This window comes from Streptomyces sp. NPDC005483, from assembly GCF_040606035.1.
GTDB lineage: Bacteria > Actinomycetota > Actinomycetes > Streptomycetales > Streptomycetaceae > Streptomyces.
Genome location: NZ_JBEXEA010000004.1, coordinates 222,617 through 238,265, shown reverse-complemented (window position 1 = coordinate 238,265; position 15,649 = coordinate 222,617). Strand labels below are relative to the sequence as shown.

The following is a 15,649-nucleotide window of genomic DNA, read 5'->3' as shown; positions in this document are numbered from 1 at the left end:
GATCACATGGACGGCCTTTCCCGGCGATTCGGCCACAACTAGTAAAAGGGGTCATTGCGGGCGCCTTCCGAGCCTGTTTCTCTGGACGACGTCGCACGGCGCCGACAAGCCCACGGGCCTCGGCGCCGACGCATGTCCCCCGGGATCGCGAGCGACAGCCCCGTCCCCGAAGAAGGCCATCACCACCGTCGCGATGGCCGCCGCCACCGCCGGTCTGGCCCTGAGCGCGGCGCCGGCCCAGGCGGCCACCACCAACTCGCCCGCCCAGGCCCAGGCCGTCGCGCACAAGATGATCCCGAACGCCGCGCAGTACGCCGCGTTCAGCAAGATCGTCGAGCACGAGAGCGGCTGGGACATCGACGCGACGAACTCCTCCTCCGGCGCCTACGGCCTGGTCCAGGCCCTGCCCGGCTCCAAGATGGCCTCCGCGGGCTCCGACTGGAAGACCAACGCCAAGACCCAGATCAAGTGGGGTCTCGACTACATGAACTCCCGCTACGGCAGCCCGACCGGCGCCTGGGCCTTCTGGCAGGCCAACGGCTGGTACTGAGCCGCCGCACGCGTCACCGCCGTACGCGTCCCCGTCGCTCACCTCACCGCCGTACGCCGTCGAAGAACCGCACCACCTGCGGGGCCGACACCACGATCGAACCGAAGTGGTCCACCGGCCCCTGCTCGACCACCCGCACCCTCGCTCCCTGACCTGCGAGGGTGCGGGTGCATGCCCGGGTGTTGCCGATGGGCACGTCGGTGTCGGCGGTACCGGCGTACAGCCGTACCGGCACCTCCGGCTTCCAGTGGCAGGTGTGGTCGGCGGCGCGCATCGCGTCCAGCACGGCGCCGGACGGGTGCCGCAGACGCTCGTAGGAGGCGGGCGTGAGCAGCTGCTTCACCGAGGGCGCGAGCCCCCTGACGACGTCCTCCTCCTCGTGGCTCCCGTCGAGCAGGCCCTCGACGCGGCTCGCGTACGGCGCGCGGAAGACCTCGGCGGGGTCCTTGTAGAGGGGGTGCAGGCGGTTCTGCGCGACCAGCCAGTACGAGAGGTAGAGAACCCCGCTGGTGTCGTTGACCCGGCCCTCGAACAGCGCGGGCATCTCCTGGCCCTCCAGGTCGTACGGGCCGCTGACCGGCGCGAGCGCCCTCAGCCGGAAGTGCCGGTCGGCGCCCCTCTGCAGGGCCTTGCCGAGCGCCATCGCGACCTGGCCACCCTGTGAGAAGCCCGTGGCGTACACCTGGCCGGTCAGCGGGCGGCCGAGCCGTTGCGAGGCCGTCCGCGCGGCGCGCAGCATGTCGACGGAGGCGGTCACGGACGAGGCGGTGTCCATGTACGGATGCGGGCCCGGGCCCTTGCCGAGACCGAGGTAGTCGGGGGCGGCGACCGCGCGGCCCGCGGCGGCGTTGAGATACGACGGCACCCGTCCGAAGTCCTCGCTCGCCGAGGGCGCGTAGTCGCGGTCGACCATCGTGCCGTGGGTGTCCGAGACCAGGTCGAGGCGGTGGGTGCCGCCCCGGGGAAGCGTCAGCAGCCCGGTCGCGGTGGTGGGCCGGCCGTACGGGTCGACGGTCCGGTAGGTCAGCCGGTACGCCTTTACGCCGTACCGCACCACGCCGGTGTCGACGTCTCGTTCGGCCAGGAAGGACCTGACCTGCCTGGCGTCCCGGTCGGCGACCGGCTCGACGGAGACCAGGTCACCGCGTCGCGGCTGCTGCGCCCGCTCACCGGCGGCCGCTGCCACCGGGGCCGCGGCGAGCCCGGCGAGCAGCAGGGCCGCCGCTCCGGCGAGTCCCCTCCGGGTACGCCAACTCACCCGCGTTGCATGGGATGTGCGCGTCTCATCACTCATGTCCCCGACGCTACGGACGCGCGGGGCGCCCCGACATCCGAGAGTCCCCCGCAACCATGGTGGACTTGGGTGCACCCGACCGTCCGGCCGTCCGGAGACGCGATGAGCGAACAGAGCAGCACCGACACGAAGGCAGATGGCGATCCCGAGGCGCGCGGGCTGCGTCTGGTGGCCGTGCTGCTGGGGCTGACGGTGGTCAGCGGACTGATCGACGCCGTCAGCTATCTGGGCCTCGAACACGTCTTCACCGCGAACATGACCGGCAACGTGGTCGTGCTCGGGTTCGCCGCGGCCGGCGCCCCCGGCTTCTCGGTGGAGCACACGCTGACCTCGCTGGGGTCCTTCGTGGTGGGCGCGATCGCGGGCGGCCGGGTCGCCGTACGGCTCGGCGGGGGATCCCGCCGCACCTGGGCCCGGCTCACCCTCGCCGCCGAGGCGGTGCTCCTGGGGGTCTCGGCCGTGGTCGCCTTCGCCGCGCCCGGCGCCACGGCCACCGCCTACACCCTCATCGCCGTCACGGCGTTCGCCATGGGGCTGCGCAACGCCACGGTCCGCAGGCTCGGTGTCCCTGACCTGACGACGACCGTGCTGACCATGACGTTGACCGGCCTCGCCGCCGACTCCCGGGCCGGCGGCGGCCCGGGCACCCGCTCCCCCCGCCGGACGGCGTCCGTGATCGCGATGGTGGCCGGGGCCGGGGTGGGAGCGTGGCTGGTGCTCCACCACGGCCTCGCGATTCCGCTGGCGATCGCGGCGGGTCTGGTGGCCCTGCTGGCGGTGACCGCCTCGGGGCGCGAGTAGCCCGGCTACTTCGCGAGGAAGGCCAGCAGCGCCGAGGTGACCTCCTCCGCGTGCGTCCACAGCAGGCCGTGCGGCGCGCCCTCGATCTCGACGTACTCGGCGGACGGCAGCAGCGCGTGGAAGGGCCGGCCGGTCGCGTCGATGGGCAGGATCCGGTCGCCGGTGCCGTGCAGGATCAGCGCCGGTACGTCGATCTTCGCCACGTCCGCGCGGAAGTCGGTGATCCAGGTCGGCACGCAGGCCACCGACGCGTGCGCCGAGGCGCCCGCCGCCACGTTCCAGCTGCCCCGGACGGCCGCTTCGCTGATCCGGCTGCCGAGCGTCTCGTCCAGGTTGTAGAAGTCCTGGTAGAAGGCGTCGAAGTAGGCGTACCGGTCCTTGGTGACGGCCTCCAGGATGCCGTCGAACACCGACTGGTCCACGCCCGTCGGGTTGTCGTCGGTCTTCAGCAGGAAGGGCTCCAGGGAGGCCAGGAAGGCGGCCTTCGCGATCCGGCCCGAGCCGTAGGTGCCCAGGTAGCGGCCCACTTCGCCGGTGCCCATCGAGAAGCCGACGAGGACCGCGTCCGTCAGGTCGAGGGTGGTGAGCACCTTGTCGAGGTCGGCGGCGAAGGTGTCGTAGTCGTAGCCGGTGGTGGGCTGCGAGGAGCGGCCGAAACCGCGGCGGTCGTAGGTGATGACCCGGTGGCCGGCCTCCAGCAGCGCGGGGAGCTGCTTCTCCCAGGAGTGGCCGTCGAGCGGGTAGCCGTGGATCAGCACGACGGGCTGTCCGGTGCCGTGGTCCTCGTAGTAGAGCTCGATCGGCGTGCTGTTCTCTTCGCCGACGGTGATGTACGCCATGTCGTTGCGTCCTCTGGTAGGTGAGTCTCCAGCACACCAGGGGCGGGCGGTGATCACCAGGCAGAAGTACCGGCGGAAGTACCGGCGGAAGTAGCGGCGGAAGCAGGAAGCGCTTGTTCTAATTGTCGTGATGACCAGTCATGATCACGGAGTTGCGCAGTCCGAGGTACCGCACGGCGGCACCGCCTTCGGTGTGATGCTGCGGTCCCTGCGCCGGACCGCCCGGCTCACCCTGGAGGAGTTGTCCGAGGCGTCCGGGGTGAGCGTGCGCGCGCTCGGCGACCTGGAGCGCGGACGCAGCCGGGGACCGCAGCGCCGCACGGTCGACGCGCTCGCCGCCGCCCTGCGGCTCGACGCCGAGCAGGGTGAGCGCTTGCGGCGGCTGGCCGACGCCGGCCGGGACCGCGGGGGTCCGCCGGTCTCGCCGTATCTCCTGCGGACCGTCCCGGACTTCACCGGCCGCAAGCAGGAACTGGCGGATCTTCAGGCGCTCGCCACCGGCACGCGCACGCGTGCGGCGGTGCTCTTCGGGCCGGGCGGGCAGGGCAAGACGACCCTGGCGGCGGAAGCGGTACGGCGGCTGGCCGACGCTTTCCCGGACGGCAGCGTCTGCGTCCAGCTGCACGGCATGAGCGACTCCCCGCTGCCGGCCGCCGAGGCGCTGGTCCTCCTGCTGACGGCCCTGGGCCACCCCCCGGACCGGATCCCGGTCGACCCCGTCGCCCGCGAGGCCGTCTACCGGGCCGCGCTCACCGGCCGGCGGGCGCTGGTCGTCCTCGACGACGCGGCCGACGAGACCCAGACCAGGCCGCTGCTGCCGGACGCCGAGGGCAGTTTCGTGCTGGTCACCAGCAGACGGCCGCTGGCGGGTCTCGAAGGCGTCCGGCGGATCAGGCTCGGCGGTCTCAGTGGCGGGGAGTCGACGAGGCTGCTGGAGCGGATCCTCGGCGCCCCGCGCACCGACGGCCAGTCCGAGGCGATCACCCGGCTGAGCGAGCTGTGCGGGCACCTCCCGCTGGCCCTGCGAATCGTCGGCAACCGCCTGTCCAGCCGCCCGAGTTGGACCCCGGCCCGGCTGGTGGGCCAACTGGCCGACGAGGAACGCAGGTTGAGCGGCCTGGTCGCGGGTGACCTCGCCGTACGCAGTGCCCTCACCCTCTCCTACGGTCAACTCACCGACCCGCACCGCGTCTTGCTGCGCCGCCTCTCCCTCGTACCCGGCCACGACATCGGGCCCGACCTCGCCGCGGTCCTCACCGGCGAGGACCCGTTCACCACCGAGGACTCCCTCGACCTGCTGGTCGACCGGGGCCTGCTGGAGGAGACCGCGCCGGGCCGGTACGCCCTGCACGATCTCGTACGGCTCTTCGCGCGCGAGCGGCTTCGGGACGAGGAGGAAGCCGCGCTCCAGGTCAAGCTCCGGATGGCGGACTGGCTGTTGCGTTCGGCCTCGATGGCGGGCCGCCTGTTCGAGGCGCCGGGGGCGCCGGAGCCGTGGGCGGGCGGACCCGCCCCTTTCACTCCCGCGTCCACCGCCGAGGCCGAGGAGTGGCTGACCGTCGAACGCGCCCACTGGGCAGGCGCGTTGCCGGTGATGTTCGCGGCGGGCCGGCACCGGGAGATCCTCCACACGGCTCGCACGCTGTACTGGTTCTCGGACCGCTGGGACGCCTGGCCGGAGTGGCGCACCCTGTTCTCCCACGGTGTCCGCTCGGCGGCGGCGCTCGGCGACCGGGCGGCCGAGGCCCACCAGCTCAACTGCCTCGCCTGGACGTACGCGGTGAGCGAGGGCCGGCACCAGCAGGCCGAGGAACACGCCCGCCGCGCACTGGAGTTGGCGACGGAGGCGGGCGACATCGCGCAGCAGGCGTGGGCGTCGACCTACATCGCGGGGGCCTGTATGAACCTGGACCGCCCCGCGGAGGCGGCCGAGGCAGCCGAAGCCGCCGTGCGACTCTTCACCGCCACCGGTGACGAGGCGGGCCAGGCAGTCTCCCGGCGTGTCCTGGGCAGCGCCCTGCGGGAATCGGGCCGCGCCGAGGAGGCGCTGGCCGTCCACCTGGCCCTGCTCGGCAACCGGGCCGGTGACGTGCCCGGGTTCCAGGAGTTCGCCGAGGCCATCGTCCGTCACCAGATCGCCCGCGACCTGCTCGCCCTGGAGCGCTGGCCCGAAGCCGTGGAGGCCTTCCGGGCCGTCATGACACCTGTCACCCACGGCGGCACCAGCCGCTTCCAGGGCCGGGCGCTCCTGGGCCTCGCCACGGCCCTGGAACACTGCGGCGAGCTCACCGAGGCCCGCGAACATCTCACCCGGGCGTACGACCTGTTCACGGCGGCGGGCGACACGGGGTCCGCGGCGGAGACGGCGGCGGCGATCGGGCGCGTCGGGTGACTCCGTGCCCGTGGCCTGTGGGCGGTGCCGCCTTTTTCCCACTGGCCGGAAGGGGGGTCGGTCGTCGTGGCGGGCTACGCGTCGGCAGGCGCTCGGTCATCGAACCGGTCGACGCAGGGCCCGTCGGTCGTCGTGGCGGGCTATGCGTCGGCGGGCGCTCGGTCATCGAACCGGTCGACGCAGGGCTGACCAGCACGACCAACCACCCGCCGACGCAAGCTCGACCAGCACGACCACCACCGGCCGGGTGCGGCCCGCCGCAGCCGATCTTCACGGCTGGGCCAGGCCCGAGGCGCCCGGCACGCCCGGCCCCTGCCCGCCGCGGCCGACCTAGCCACCAGGCGCTGCCGCCACAACTGACCTCCGTACCTGAGCGCCGGGCCCCACACCAGGCCCTCGCACCCCCAGCACCAAGCCCAACACCCGACGCTCCCACCCCAGCACCCGGCACCCCAGCACCGGCCCCCGCACACGGCACCCGCGCTCCCGACGACGAGCCCAACCCCCGGCACCCGCACCCAGCGCCGACCCCAACACCCGGCGCTCGCACCCCAGGCGCCGACCCCAACGCCAAGCGCCCGCGCCCCCAGCACTACCCCGGCATCGCCGACCCCGACCCCCGGAGGCCCCGCTCCGAGCGACGACCCCAACACCCGGCACAACCCCCACCCCAGCACCGGCCCCCGCACACGGCGCCCGCGCCCGCCCCGACGACGCCCCCGCCACCCGGCACCCGCGCCCCACTCACCCGCCCCCCGGCATCTGCCCCAGCACCTCACCCCACCGCGTCACGCCCAAGGCGTGCCCTGCACCGCGGGGCGCTGCGCGTCCTCCTCGGCGCTCTTGCGGTGGCTCGTCACGAGGCCGCCCGCCGCGCCCAGCGAGACCATGCCCATCGCGGAGGCCGCGATGACGCCGTCCACCCCGCCGAGGACGAAGTACAAGGTCACGGCCATGCCGCCGTTGAAGAGGAACAGGAACCACAGCGCGCCGGGGCGCGACAGGAACGCCTTGATCCTCGGCTTCCGGGCGATCCGCGACCCCGCGATGAGCGCGACCACGCCACCGGCGTAGGTCGCCATGTCCTTCTGCGTGCCGTCGAGGACGGATCCGGCGGCACCGCTCGCGGCGAGGCCGCCGGCGAAGAGGGGCCAGAGCAGGAGGTCGGCGAAGAGGGACTTGACGGCAGTGGGCGAAGAGGACACGGGGTCTTCCTTACGTGGGCGGTGACCTGGACCGACGGACCGTTGCGATCCGTGATCCACGATCCCGGCCCGCGCCCGCCGCCACGAGGGACCGCACACCCGGACCCGGGTGCAGCCCGCTACACCCTCACCCCAGCTCGACCGTCACCCGGTGATCCGGCCGCCCGTCCTTCGCCAGCATCGAGTGCGTTCCGGCCACCGCCCGGTACAGCCGCATCCCCGAGTCGCCCCGGACGTCGTCGAGGGTCCAGACGCGGCCGCCGTGCCCCAGTGACCGCCGGGAGAAGACCTCCAGCGCCCGCTCGGCCCCGTCCACCAGCTCGGCGGCGACGGCGGACACGTACACCCCCTGCCCGGTGCCGATCTCGACCGAGGAGTCGAAGACCGCGATCCCCACCTCGGGCCGCACCGCGATGTTCCGCGAATGGACGGCCTCGGGCGAGGACACCCAGAGGAATTCCCGGCACGCCACATGCGCGAAGTACACCGGGGTACTCCAGGGCCGTCTCTCCGCGTCCGCGGTGGCCAGCACCAGGTACCGGCTCGCGTCGACGATCGCGCGCGCGTTCTCGACCGTGGGCCGCCTGTCGGCGGACCTCATCTCAGCGGCTCCTGCGGTACGTCAGCCCGAAGTCGGTCTCCCACTCGGCCGAACCGTCCTTCGTCCGCTCCCAGAGGCCGTGGACGCTGTCGCCGTCGGCGCTCAGCCTCCCGGTGAAGCGCTGCCGGAAGGACAGCGGGGAGAAGTCCTCCTCCTCACGCAGCAGTTGCCACACCTCGCCGTCGAAGGTCATCGCGTAGAGCCGTACGACACCCCGCGCGTCGAAGTAGTGCTGCGTGTACGCCCCCGTCCCCGGCTCCACCGCCACGATGGCCGTGCTGTCCGGCGCGGGGTCCGGGACGTCGGTCCGCTGCACCAGGAACTGCCCGTCCAGCGTCCACTCGAACACCGTCCGCCCGATCCCCGTCGCCTGTCCGGGAAACTCCGCCTCCACCACCCACTCCCCGGCCAGAACCCGCAGCCGCTCCAGAGCTTCCTGCCGTACCGACGCGCCCATCGCGAACACCTCCTGGCAGTCAGGACCGAGGCGACGGCGGAAACTCATCGGCGCGGCTCGCCCTGGGCAGGATGCTGGCACGGCACCCCGCCCTCTCCGGCAGCGGCGCTACGCCGGCGCGGCGACACCCCCTTCCTTCGCCGCCCGGTGGGTTCTCCACTCCTTGCGGAAGAAGAATCCGCGCAGGACCGCGATCGCCAGGAACAACAACCCCATACCGGCCCGGCCCAGGCCCCCTGCCATGACGAACCAGTAGAGGCCCAGCCCGGAGAAGAAGAGACAGATCGCGATCATGATCGGTTCGCGGATGTAGAAGGGCAGGACACGGAGGATCACGTTGATCAGCATGGAACCGAGTTGACCAGTTCGCATCAAGACCTGTCTACAGCCGCTGAATGATCGTCCCCGTCGCCAGCGCCCCGCCCGCGCACATCGTGATCAGCGCGAACTCCTTGTCCGTGCGCTCCAGTTCATGCAGGGCCGTCGTGATGAGCCGCGCCCCGGTCGCCCCCACCGGGTGCCCGAGCGCGATCGCGCCGCCGTTGACGTTGACCTTCTCCAGGTCCTGTTCGAAGACCTGGGCCCAGCTGAGCACCACGGAGGCGAACGCCTCGTTGATCTCGACGAGGTCGATGTCCTTCAGGGACATGCCCGCCTTGCCGAGCACCGCGCGGGTCGCGTCGACCGGGCCGTCGAGGTGGAAGTGCGGGTCGGCGCCGACCAGCGCCTGCGCCACGATCCGCGCCCGCGGCCGCAGCTTCAGCGCCCGCGCCATCCGCTTCGACGCCCACATGATCGCCGCGGCACCGTCGCTGATCTGGGACGAGTTGCCCGCCGTGTGGATCGCCGTCGGCATGACCGGCTTCAGGCCGGCCAGCGCCTCCATGGACGTGTCGCGCAGCCCTTCGTCCCGGTCGACGAGCCGCCACATGCCCTGCCCGGCCCGCTGTTCGTCCTCGGTGGTCGGCACCTGGACCGCGAACGTCTCCCGCTTGAAACGCTCCTCGGACCAGGCGACGGCCGCCCGCTCCTGGGAGATCAGTCCGAGCGAGTCGACGTTCTCCCGGGTCAGCCCCCGGCGCCGCGCGATCCGTTCGGCCGCCTCGAACTGATTGGGCAGGTCGACGTTCCACTCGTCCGGGAACGGCTTGCCGGGCCCGTGCTTCGAGCCCGACCCCAGCGGCACTCGGGACATCGCCTCGACACCGCAGCTGATGCCGACGTCGATGACCCCGGCCGCGACCATGTTGGCGACCATGTGGGAGGCCTGCTGGGAGGAGCCGCACTGGCAGTCGACCGTCGTGGCCGCCGTCTCGTACGGCAGACCGACGGTCAGCCAGGCGGTGCGCGCGGGGTTCATGGACTGCTCGCCGGCGTGGGTGACCGTGCCGCCGACGATCTGTTCCACCGCGTCGGCGGGGATGCCGGCGCGGCCGAGGAGTTCACGGTAGGTCTCGCCCAGCAGATAGGCGGGATGAAGATTGGCGAGCGCGCCGCCGCGCCTGCCGATGGGGGTACGGACGGCTTCGACGATCACGGGTTCGGCGGCCATGGGTGCGGGTCCTCTCCTCCGAACGGATCCAAGGAACTTCCGTGGCGCAGACGCAGAACTAGTACGTGTTCTACTTCGTGCCGCTTTGCAGTCTGCTGACGAGCCACCCACCACCGCAAGGGTCGTGCACACAATTGGAGGTCCCGTGCCCCTTGCCTCTTGTAGAACCCGTTACTACCTTCACGGCAGCTCTGTTCCTGATGGGCCGTCAGAAAGTTGTCGAACGGCTGGAGTGAGTTGCCGATGTCGTGTCCAGCGCTTCCCGACGGGTTCGACTTCACCGACCCCGACCTGCTGCAAAGCCGCGTACCGCTGCCGGAGTTCGCCGAACTGCGCCGGGCCGAACCGGTGCGCTGGATCCCTCAGCCGGGCAATGTCGCCGGCTTCCAGGACGAGGGGTACTGGGCGGTCACCCGGCACGCGGACGTCAAGTACGTCTCCACCCACCCGGAGATCTTCTCGTCGTACCTCAACACGGCGATCATCCGCTTCAACGAACGCATCGAGCGCGACGCGATCGACGCGCAGCGCCTGATCCTCCTCAACATGGACCCGCCGGAGCACACCAGGGTCCGCGGGATCGTCCAGCGGGTGTTCACCCCCCGGGCCATCCGCGCCCTGGAGGAACGCCTGCGCAACCGCGCCCACGCCATCGTGGAGACCGCCCGCACCCTGCCCGGCGAGTCCTTCGACTTCGTCACCCAGGTCGCCTGCGAGCTGCCCCTGCAGGCCATCGCCGAGCTCATCGGCATCCCGCAGGACGACCGGGCGAAGATCTTCGACTGGTCCAACAAGATGATCTCGTACGACGATCCGGAGTACGCCGTCAGCGAGCAGGTCGGCCAGGAGTCGGCCATGGAGGTCATCGCCTACGCGATGAACATGGCCGCCGACCGCAAGCAGTGCCCGGCGAAGGACATCGTCACGACACTGGTGGCCGCGGAGGACGAAGGCAATCTGAACTCCGACGAGTTCGGCTTCTTCGTGCTCATGCTGGCGGTCGCGGGCAACGAGACGACCCGCAACGCCATCACCCACGGCATGCACGCCTTCCTCACCCACCCCGACCAGTGGGAGCTCTACAAGGCCGAACGCCCCTCGACGGCGGCCGAGGAGATCGTCCGCTGGGCCACCCCGGTCAACTCCTTCCAGCGCACGGCCACCCAGGACACGGAACTGGGCGGCAAGCAGATCAGGAAGGGCGACCGGGTCGGCATCTTCTACGCCGCTGCCAACCACGACCCCGAGGTCTTCGAGAACCCGGACGTCTTCGACATCACCCGCGACCCCAACCCCCACCTCGGCTTCGGCGGCGGAGGCCCGCACTACTGCCTCGGCAAGTCCCTCGCGGTCCTGGAGATCAACCTGATCTTCAACGCCATCGCCGACGCCATGCCGAACCTACGAGCGGCGGGCGACCCTCGCCGCCTGCGCTCGGCGTGGATCAACGGCGTCAAGGAGCTCCAAGTGACGCTCGGTTGAGGTCTGTGTCTTTCAGGGGCGCGCAGCTACCTCTTCACCAACGCCCGCTCCTCATCGGCTTCCGCCGCCACCCGGACCACCCGTGCCCGCGGCCCCTGGAAGACGTACGACAACCCGAACCCACCGCCGACGACCACCGCACCCCCGACCGCGTCCAGCACCCAGTGATTCCCGGTGGCCACGATCGCCGACACCGTGAAGAACGGATGCAGCAACCCCAGCCCCTTCATCCACCACCTCGGCGCGACGACCGCGATCACCACCCCGCACCACAGCGACCACCCGAAGTGCAGCGAGGGCATCGCCGCGTACTGGTTGGTCAGCGCGGTCAGCGTCCCGTAATCCGGCTTCGAGAAGTCCTGCACCCCGTGCACGGTGTCGATGATCCCGAGCGCCGGCATGAGCCGCGGCGGCGCCAGCGGATAGAGCCAGAACCCGACCAGGGCCAGCAGGGTCGCGAACCCGAGCGAGGCCCGGGCCCAGCGGTAGTCCACCGGGCGCCGCCAGTACAGGACGGCCAGCACGCTCAGCGGGACCACGAAGTGGAAGGACTCGTAGTAGAAGTCGAAGAAGTTCCGCAGCCAGTCGACCTTGACGACCGCGTGGTTGACCCAGTGCTCGATGTCGATGTGCAGCAGGCGTTCCAGGTCGTAGACCTGCCGGCCGTGCTCCTCCGCGGTGAGCCGTCCCGCCGAGTTGCTGCCCCCGGTCGCCGCGAGCCTCACCTGCTGGTAGGCGGCGTAGGTGACCCGCATGAGCAGCAGTTCGAGGAGCAGGTTCGGCCGAGTGAGCACGCGCCGCAGGAACGGCAGCAGCGGTACGCGCCGCAACCGCGCGGGCACCGCGGGGGCGTATTCCGTGGGGATCGGCGTCTGGTAGTGCGGTGAGGTGCGCGACAGGAAGGGGATCACCGTGGCGGCCGCGAGCGCGGCCAGCAGCACCATGTTGTCCCGCAGGGGGTACAGCGCCGAGATGTGCGGCAGCAGCATCGTCGTCGGCAGGGTCATCACCACGACGACGGCGACCGGCCACACGTACCGGTCGGAGGACCGCTTGCCGACTCGCCCGACGACCGCGAGCAGCACCCACAGGAGCTGGTGCGGCCAGGTGGTCGGCGAGACGGCGATCGCCGCGCAGCCGGTGATCGCGACGGCGAGCAGCAGCTGGCCGTCGCGGGCGTAGCGCACGGCCCGGCGCACGCCCAGCGCGGCGACGGCCGCCCCGAGCGCGAGGAAGAGGGAGATCTCCAGCGGTCCCGTGACGCCCAGGCGCAGCAGCAGGCCGTGCAGGGACTGGTTGGCGAGGTCGTCGGCGGGGCCGCCGAGGCCGGTGCCGGCGATGTGGTGCACCCAGTAGGTGTACGAGTCGTGCGGCAGCGCGGCCCAGGCGAGCGCGGTGCCGGCGGCGAAGGTCGCGGCCGTGGTGAGGGCGCTCCGGCGGCGGCCGGTGAACCAGAGCAGGGGCGCGAAGAGCAGGACCGTGGGCTGGAGTGCGGCGGCGAGACCGATGAGCAGTCCGCTGACCCGCTCACCCCGTACGGCGAAGCAGCCGACCAGGACGAGCAGGACCGGGATGATGCTGGTCTGCCCGAGGTAGAGCGTGTTGCGCACGGGCAGCGACAGCATGAGGAGGCTGATCGCGACCGGCGCGGCCAGCAGGGAGGTGCGGCGGCCGACCGGCTGGGGCAGGGCGCGGGCGGCGACCAGACCGAGGGCGACGACCAGGAGCAGGGTGCCGAAGGTCCAGCCCCAGCCGAGGGCCTGTTCGGCTGCGCGGGTGAGCGGCTTCAGGACGAGTCCCCCGAACGGGGTACCGGTGAACTGGGTCGAGTCGTACAGCGAGCCCTTCACGTGCAGGACGCCGTCCGGGCCGACCCAGGTCTCCAGGTCCGTCAGCCGCTCGCCTCTGGGGGTCCTGAGGACGACGGCCAGCTCGCGTGCGGCGAGGACGGCCGCCACCAGCCATAGAGCGAGCCTTGCCGCGCGCAGCCGCGCCTGGACCTCGGTGGTCCCCCTGTGCTCCGCATTCGCCACGCCGCGTCGGCCTCTCGTCCCGTTCGTGCCATGCCCCCATGAGGAAGGACGCAGGCCACCCCACCTTCACCTGACGTCCGTCTCCTTTTGTCCGAATGACACTAGTCCGCCGGGAGGGGCGACGCGCAGTCAGGCGCGAGATGGATCACACGCGCTCCGGGAAGGCGCGTCCCGAACCGGGCGCAGGGTACCTGCATACAGCACGTTTATTTACGGTTCGCGACCGGACGTGAGCAGGACGTAAGCCCGGCAAGTCCGCCTATGGTCGCTTTTTGCCCTTGTCCCCGTCGAAAGGCAGGCGAGCGAAGTTTTGGCGAGTGCTCCCGCCCTCTCTCACCCCGTCCGCACCCCTCACGACCCCGGCACCCCCGAGGCCGTCGCCGTCGATCCGGCCCTCGTGAAGCGAGCCGTGAAGGCCGCCGCGCTGGGCAACGCCATGGAGTGGTTCGACTTCGGCGTCTACAGCTACATCGCCGTCACCCTGGGCAAGGTCTTCTTCCCGTCCGGCAACCCGACCGCCCAGCTCCTGTCCACGTTCGGCGCCTTCGCCGCGGCCTTCCTGGTCCGCCCCCTCGGCGGCCTGGTCTTCGGCCCGCTGGGCGATCGCGTGGGCCGCCAGAAGGTCCTCGCCGTGACCATGATCATGATGGCGGCCGGCACCTTCGCCATCGGCCTGATCCCGTCGTACGCCACGATCGGCGTCGGCGCCCCGCTGCTGCTCCTGGCCGCCCGCCTGGTCCAGGGCTTCTCCACCGGCGGCGAGTACGCGGGCGCCTCCACCTTCATCGCCGAGTACGCGCCCGACAAGAAGCGCGGCTTCCTCGGCAGCTGGCTGGAGTTCGGCACCCTGGCCGGATACATCGCCGGCGCCGGCCTGGTCACGCTGATGACGGCCCTGCTGTCCACCGAGGACCTGGTGTCCTGGGGCTGGCGGATCCCGTTCCTGATCGCCGGCCCGATGGGTGTCATTGGCCTCTATCTGCGGCTGCGCCTGGAGGAGACCCCGGCGTTCACGGCCGAGGCCGCGAAGGCCGAGTCGAGCCGCCGAAAGGTCCCGCTGCGCGAGATGATCACCGGCCAGTGGCAGGCCCTGCTGCTGTGCGTGGGCCTGGTCCTGGTCTTCAACGTCACCGACTACATGCTGCTGTCGTACATGCCGAGCTATCTGACCAGCGAGCTCAAGTACGACGAGACGCACGGCCTGCTGGTCGTCCTCGCCGTGATGGCGCTGATGATGGTCGTCCAGCCCTTCGCGGGCGCCCTGAGCGACCGCGTCGGCCGCCGCCCGGTGATCGCCGCGGGCTGCGCGGGCTTCCTGTTCCTCTCGGTCCCGGCCCTGCTGCTGATCCGCCAGGGCAGCCTGTTCGCGATCGCGCTCGGCATGGGCGCGCTGGGCCTGCTGCTGGTCTGCTTCACGGCGGCGATGCCGTCCGCCCTCCCGGCCCTCTTCCCCACCCGGGTGCGCTACAGCTCCCTCTCGGTCGGCTTCAACGTCTCGGTGTCCCTCTTCGGCGGCACGACCCCGCTGGTGGTGACCGCGCTGATCGGCGCGACCGGGAACATGATGATGCCCGCCTACTACATGATGGCCGCTGCCGTGATCGGCGGTGTGGCGGTGTGGTTCATGACGGAGTCGGCGGGCCGGCCGCTGCCCGGCTCGCCGCCGCAGAACTGAATCTCCTGACAGGGCGTGGGAGCGCGACTATATTCATTAGCGCAACTAGTTAGCCGATCTAACTAGGCATATGAAAGGCACAGGTGCATGAGCGAGTCGCAGCTCTGGGACGACGTCGACGACTACTTCACCACCCACCTCGCGCCCGAGGACGAAGTACTCCGGGCGGCCTTGCGCGACAGCGAGGCCGCCGACCTGCCGCAGATCGCGATCACCGCGCCACAGGGCAAGTTCCTGCAGCTCCTCGCCCAGATCCAGGGCGCCCGCACGGTCCTGGAACTCGGCACGCTCGGCGGCTACAGCACGATCTGGCTGGCCCGCGCCCTGCCCGCCGACGGCCGGCTGGTCTCGCTGGAGTACAACCCGAAGCACGCCGAGGTCGCCCACCGCAACCTCGCGCGCGCGGGCCTCGACAAGGTCGTCGAGGTGCGGGTCGGCCCCGCCCTGGAGTCCCTCCCCCGGCTGGCCGACGAGAACCCGCCCCCCTTCGACCTGGTCTTCATCGACGCCGACAAGGCCAACAACCCGCACTACGTGGAGTGGGCGATCAAGCTCACCAGCGCGGGCAGCCTGATCGTGGTGGACAACGTCGTACGGGGCGGCCGGGTGGCCGACCCCGACAACCCCGCCCCCGACGTACAGGGCACCCGCACCGCGCTCGAACTGATCGGCGGGCACCCGAGGTTGAGCGCCACGGCGATCCAGACGGTGGGCGGCAAGGGCTACGACGGCTTCGCGCTGGCGCGCGTACTGCCGTGAGCCGGGACG

General features: G+C 71.4%; 14 protein-coding genes. 6 read left to right on the top strand and 8 right to left on the bottom strand.

Annotated features, from left to right (window positions below; all coding sequences use genetic code 11):
• The first annotated feature begins 193 nt into the window (after positions 1-193).
• Positions 194-550 (top strand): transglycosylase SLT domain-containing protein, encoded by a 357-nt coding sequence (locus tag ABZT06_RS10075; protein WP_355737660.1) that lies wholly within the window; start codon positions 194-196, stop codon positions 548-550.
• A 43-nt stretch (positions 551-593) separates the two neighbouring features.
• On the opposite strand, the gene ABZT06_RS10070 is transcribed toward ABZT06_RS10075, so the two are convergent.
• Positions 594-1,844, bottom strand: coding sequence for an alpha/beta hydrolase (locus tag ABZT06_RS10070; RefSeq protein ID WP_355737657.1), 1,251 nt, complete (start codon positions 1,842-1,844; stop codon positions 594-596).
• 102 nt (positions 1,845-1,946) lie between these two features.
• Here ABZT06_RS10070 and ABZT06_RS10065 point away from each other — a divergent pair, with 102 nt between their 5' ends.
• Positions 1,947-2,645, top strand: a complete 699-nt coding sequence (locus tag ABZT06_RS10065; protein WP_355737653.1) for a YoaK family protein — start codon at positions 1,947-1,949, stop codon at positions 2,643-2,645.
• 5 nt (positions 2,646-2,650) lie between these two features.
• Here ABZT06_RS10065 and ABZT06_RS10060 read toward each other — a convergent pair whose 3' ends face one another.
• The gene (locus ABZT06_RS10060) at positions 2,651-3,484 is read right to left on the bottom strand and encodes an alpha/beta hydrolase (protein WP_355737651.1); all 834 of its coding nucleotides are present in this window, start codon (positions 3,482-3,484) and stop codon (positions 2,651-2,653) included.
• Between the two features lie 130 nt (positions 3,485-3,614).
• Here ABZT06_RS10060 and ABZT06_RS10055 point away from each other — a divergent pair, with 130 nt between their 5' ends.
• Positions 3,615-5,876, top strand: a complete 2,262-nt coding sequence (locus ABZT06_RS10055; protein WP_355737648.1) for an NB-ARC domain-containing protein — start codon at positions 3,615-3,617, stop codon at positions 5,874-5,876.
• Positions 5,877-6,664: 788 nt separating this feature from the next.
• Here ABZT06_RS10055 and ABZT06_RS10050 read toward each other — a convergent pair.
• The 5 genes from ABZT06_RS10050 to ABZT06_RS10030 all read right to left on the bottom strand — a co-directional run bounded on the left by ABZT06_RS10050 (position 6,665) and on the right by ABZT06_RS10030 (position 9,691).
• Positions 6,665-7,081: a hypothetical protein gene (locus tag ABZT06_RS10050; RefSeq protein WP_355737645.1), complete on the bottom strand. Its 417-nt coding sequence runs from the start codon at positions 7,079-7,081 to the stop codon at positions 6,665-6,667.
• 127 nt (positions 7,082-7,208) lie between these two features.
• Positions 7,209-7,682 carry a pyridoxamine 5'-phosphate oxidase family protein gene (locus ABZT06_RS10045; protein ID WP_355737642.1) on the bottom strand — a complete coding sequence of 158 codons (474 nt, stop codon included), beginning with the start codon at positions 7,680-7,682 and terminating at the stop codon, positions 7,209-7,211.
• 1 nt (position 7,683) lies between these two features.
• Positions 7,684-8,187: a hypothetical protein gene (locus ABZT06_RS10040; protein WP_355737639.1), complete on the bottom strand. Its 504-nt coding sequence runs from the start codon at positions 8,185-8,187 to the stop codon at positions 7,684-7,686.
• Between the two features lie 60 nt (positions 8,188-8,247).
• The gene (locus ABZT06_RS10035; RefSeq protein WP_355737636.1) at positions 8,248-8,487 is read right to left on the bottom strand and encodes a hypothetical protein; all 240 of its coding nucleotides are present in this window, start codon (positions 8,485-8,487) and stop codon (positions 8,248-8,250) included.
• A 34-nt stretch (positions 8,488-8,521) separates the two neighbouring features.
• The gene (locus ABZT06_RS10030; RefSeq protein ID WP_355737633.1) at positions 8,522-9,691 is read right to left on the bottom strand and encodes a steroid 3-ketoacyl-CoA thiolase; all 1,170 of its coding nucleotides are present in this window, start codon (positions 9,689-9,691) and stop codon (positions 8,522-8,524) included.
• 243 nt (positions 9,692-9,934) lie between these two features.
• On the opposite strand from ABZT06_RS10030, the gene ABZT06_RS10025 reads away from it, so the two are divergent.
• Entirely contained in the window at positions 9,935-11,173 is a 1,239-nt protein-coding gene (locus ABZT06_RS10025; protein WP_355737630.1) for a cytochrome P450, read from the top strand.
• Positions 11,174-11,199: 26 nt separating this feature from the next.
• On the opposite strand, the gene ABZT06_RS10020 is transcribed toward ABZT06_RS10025, so the two are convergent.
• Positions 11,200-13,206: a bifunctional glycosyltransferase 87/phosphatase PAP2 family protein gene (locus ABZT06_RS10020; RefSeq protein WP_355737627.1), complete on the bottom strand. Its 2,007-nt coding sequence runs from the start codon at positions 13,204-13,206 to the stop codon at positions 11,200-11,202.
• A gap of 310 nt (positions 13,207-13,516) precedes the next feature.
• On the opposite strand from ABZT06_RS10020, the gene proP reads away from it, so the two are divergent.
• Together proP and ABZT06_RS10010 are read left to right on the top strand one after the other, a co-directional pair.
• Entirely contained in the window at positions 13,517-14,881 is a 1,365-nt protein-coding gene (proP, locus tag ABZT06_RS10015; RefSeq protein WP_355737623.1) for a glycine betaine/L-proline transporter ProP, read from the top strand.
• An 87-nt stretch (positions 14,882-14,968) separates the two neighbouring features.
• Positions 14,969-15,640, top strand: coding sequence for an O-methyltransferase (locus ABZT06_RS10010; protein WP_355737620.1), 672 nt, complete (start codon positions 14,969-14,971; stop codon positions 15,638-15,640).
• Positions 15,641-15,649: the final 9 nt, after the last annotated feature.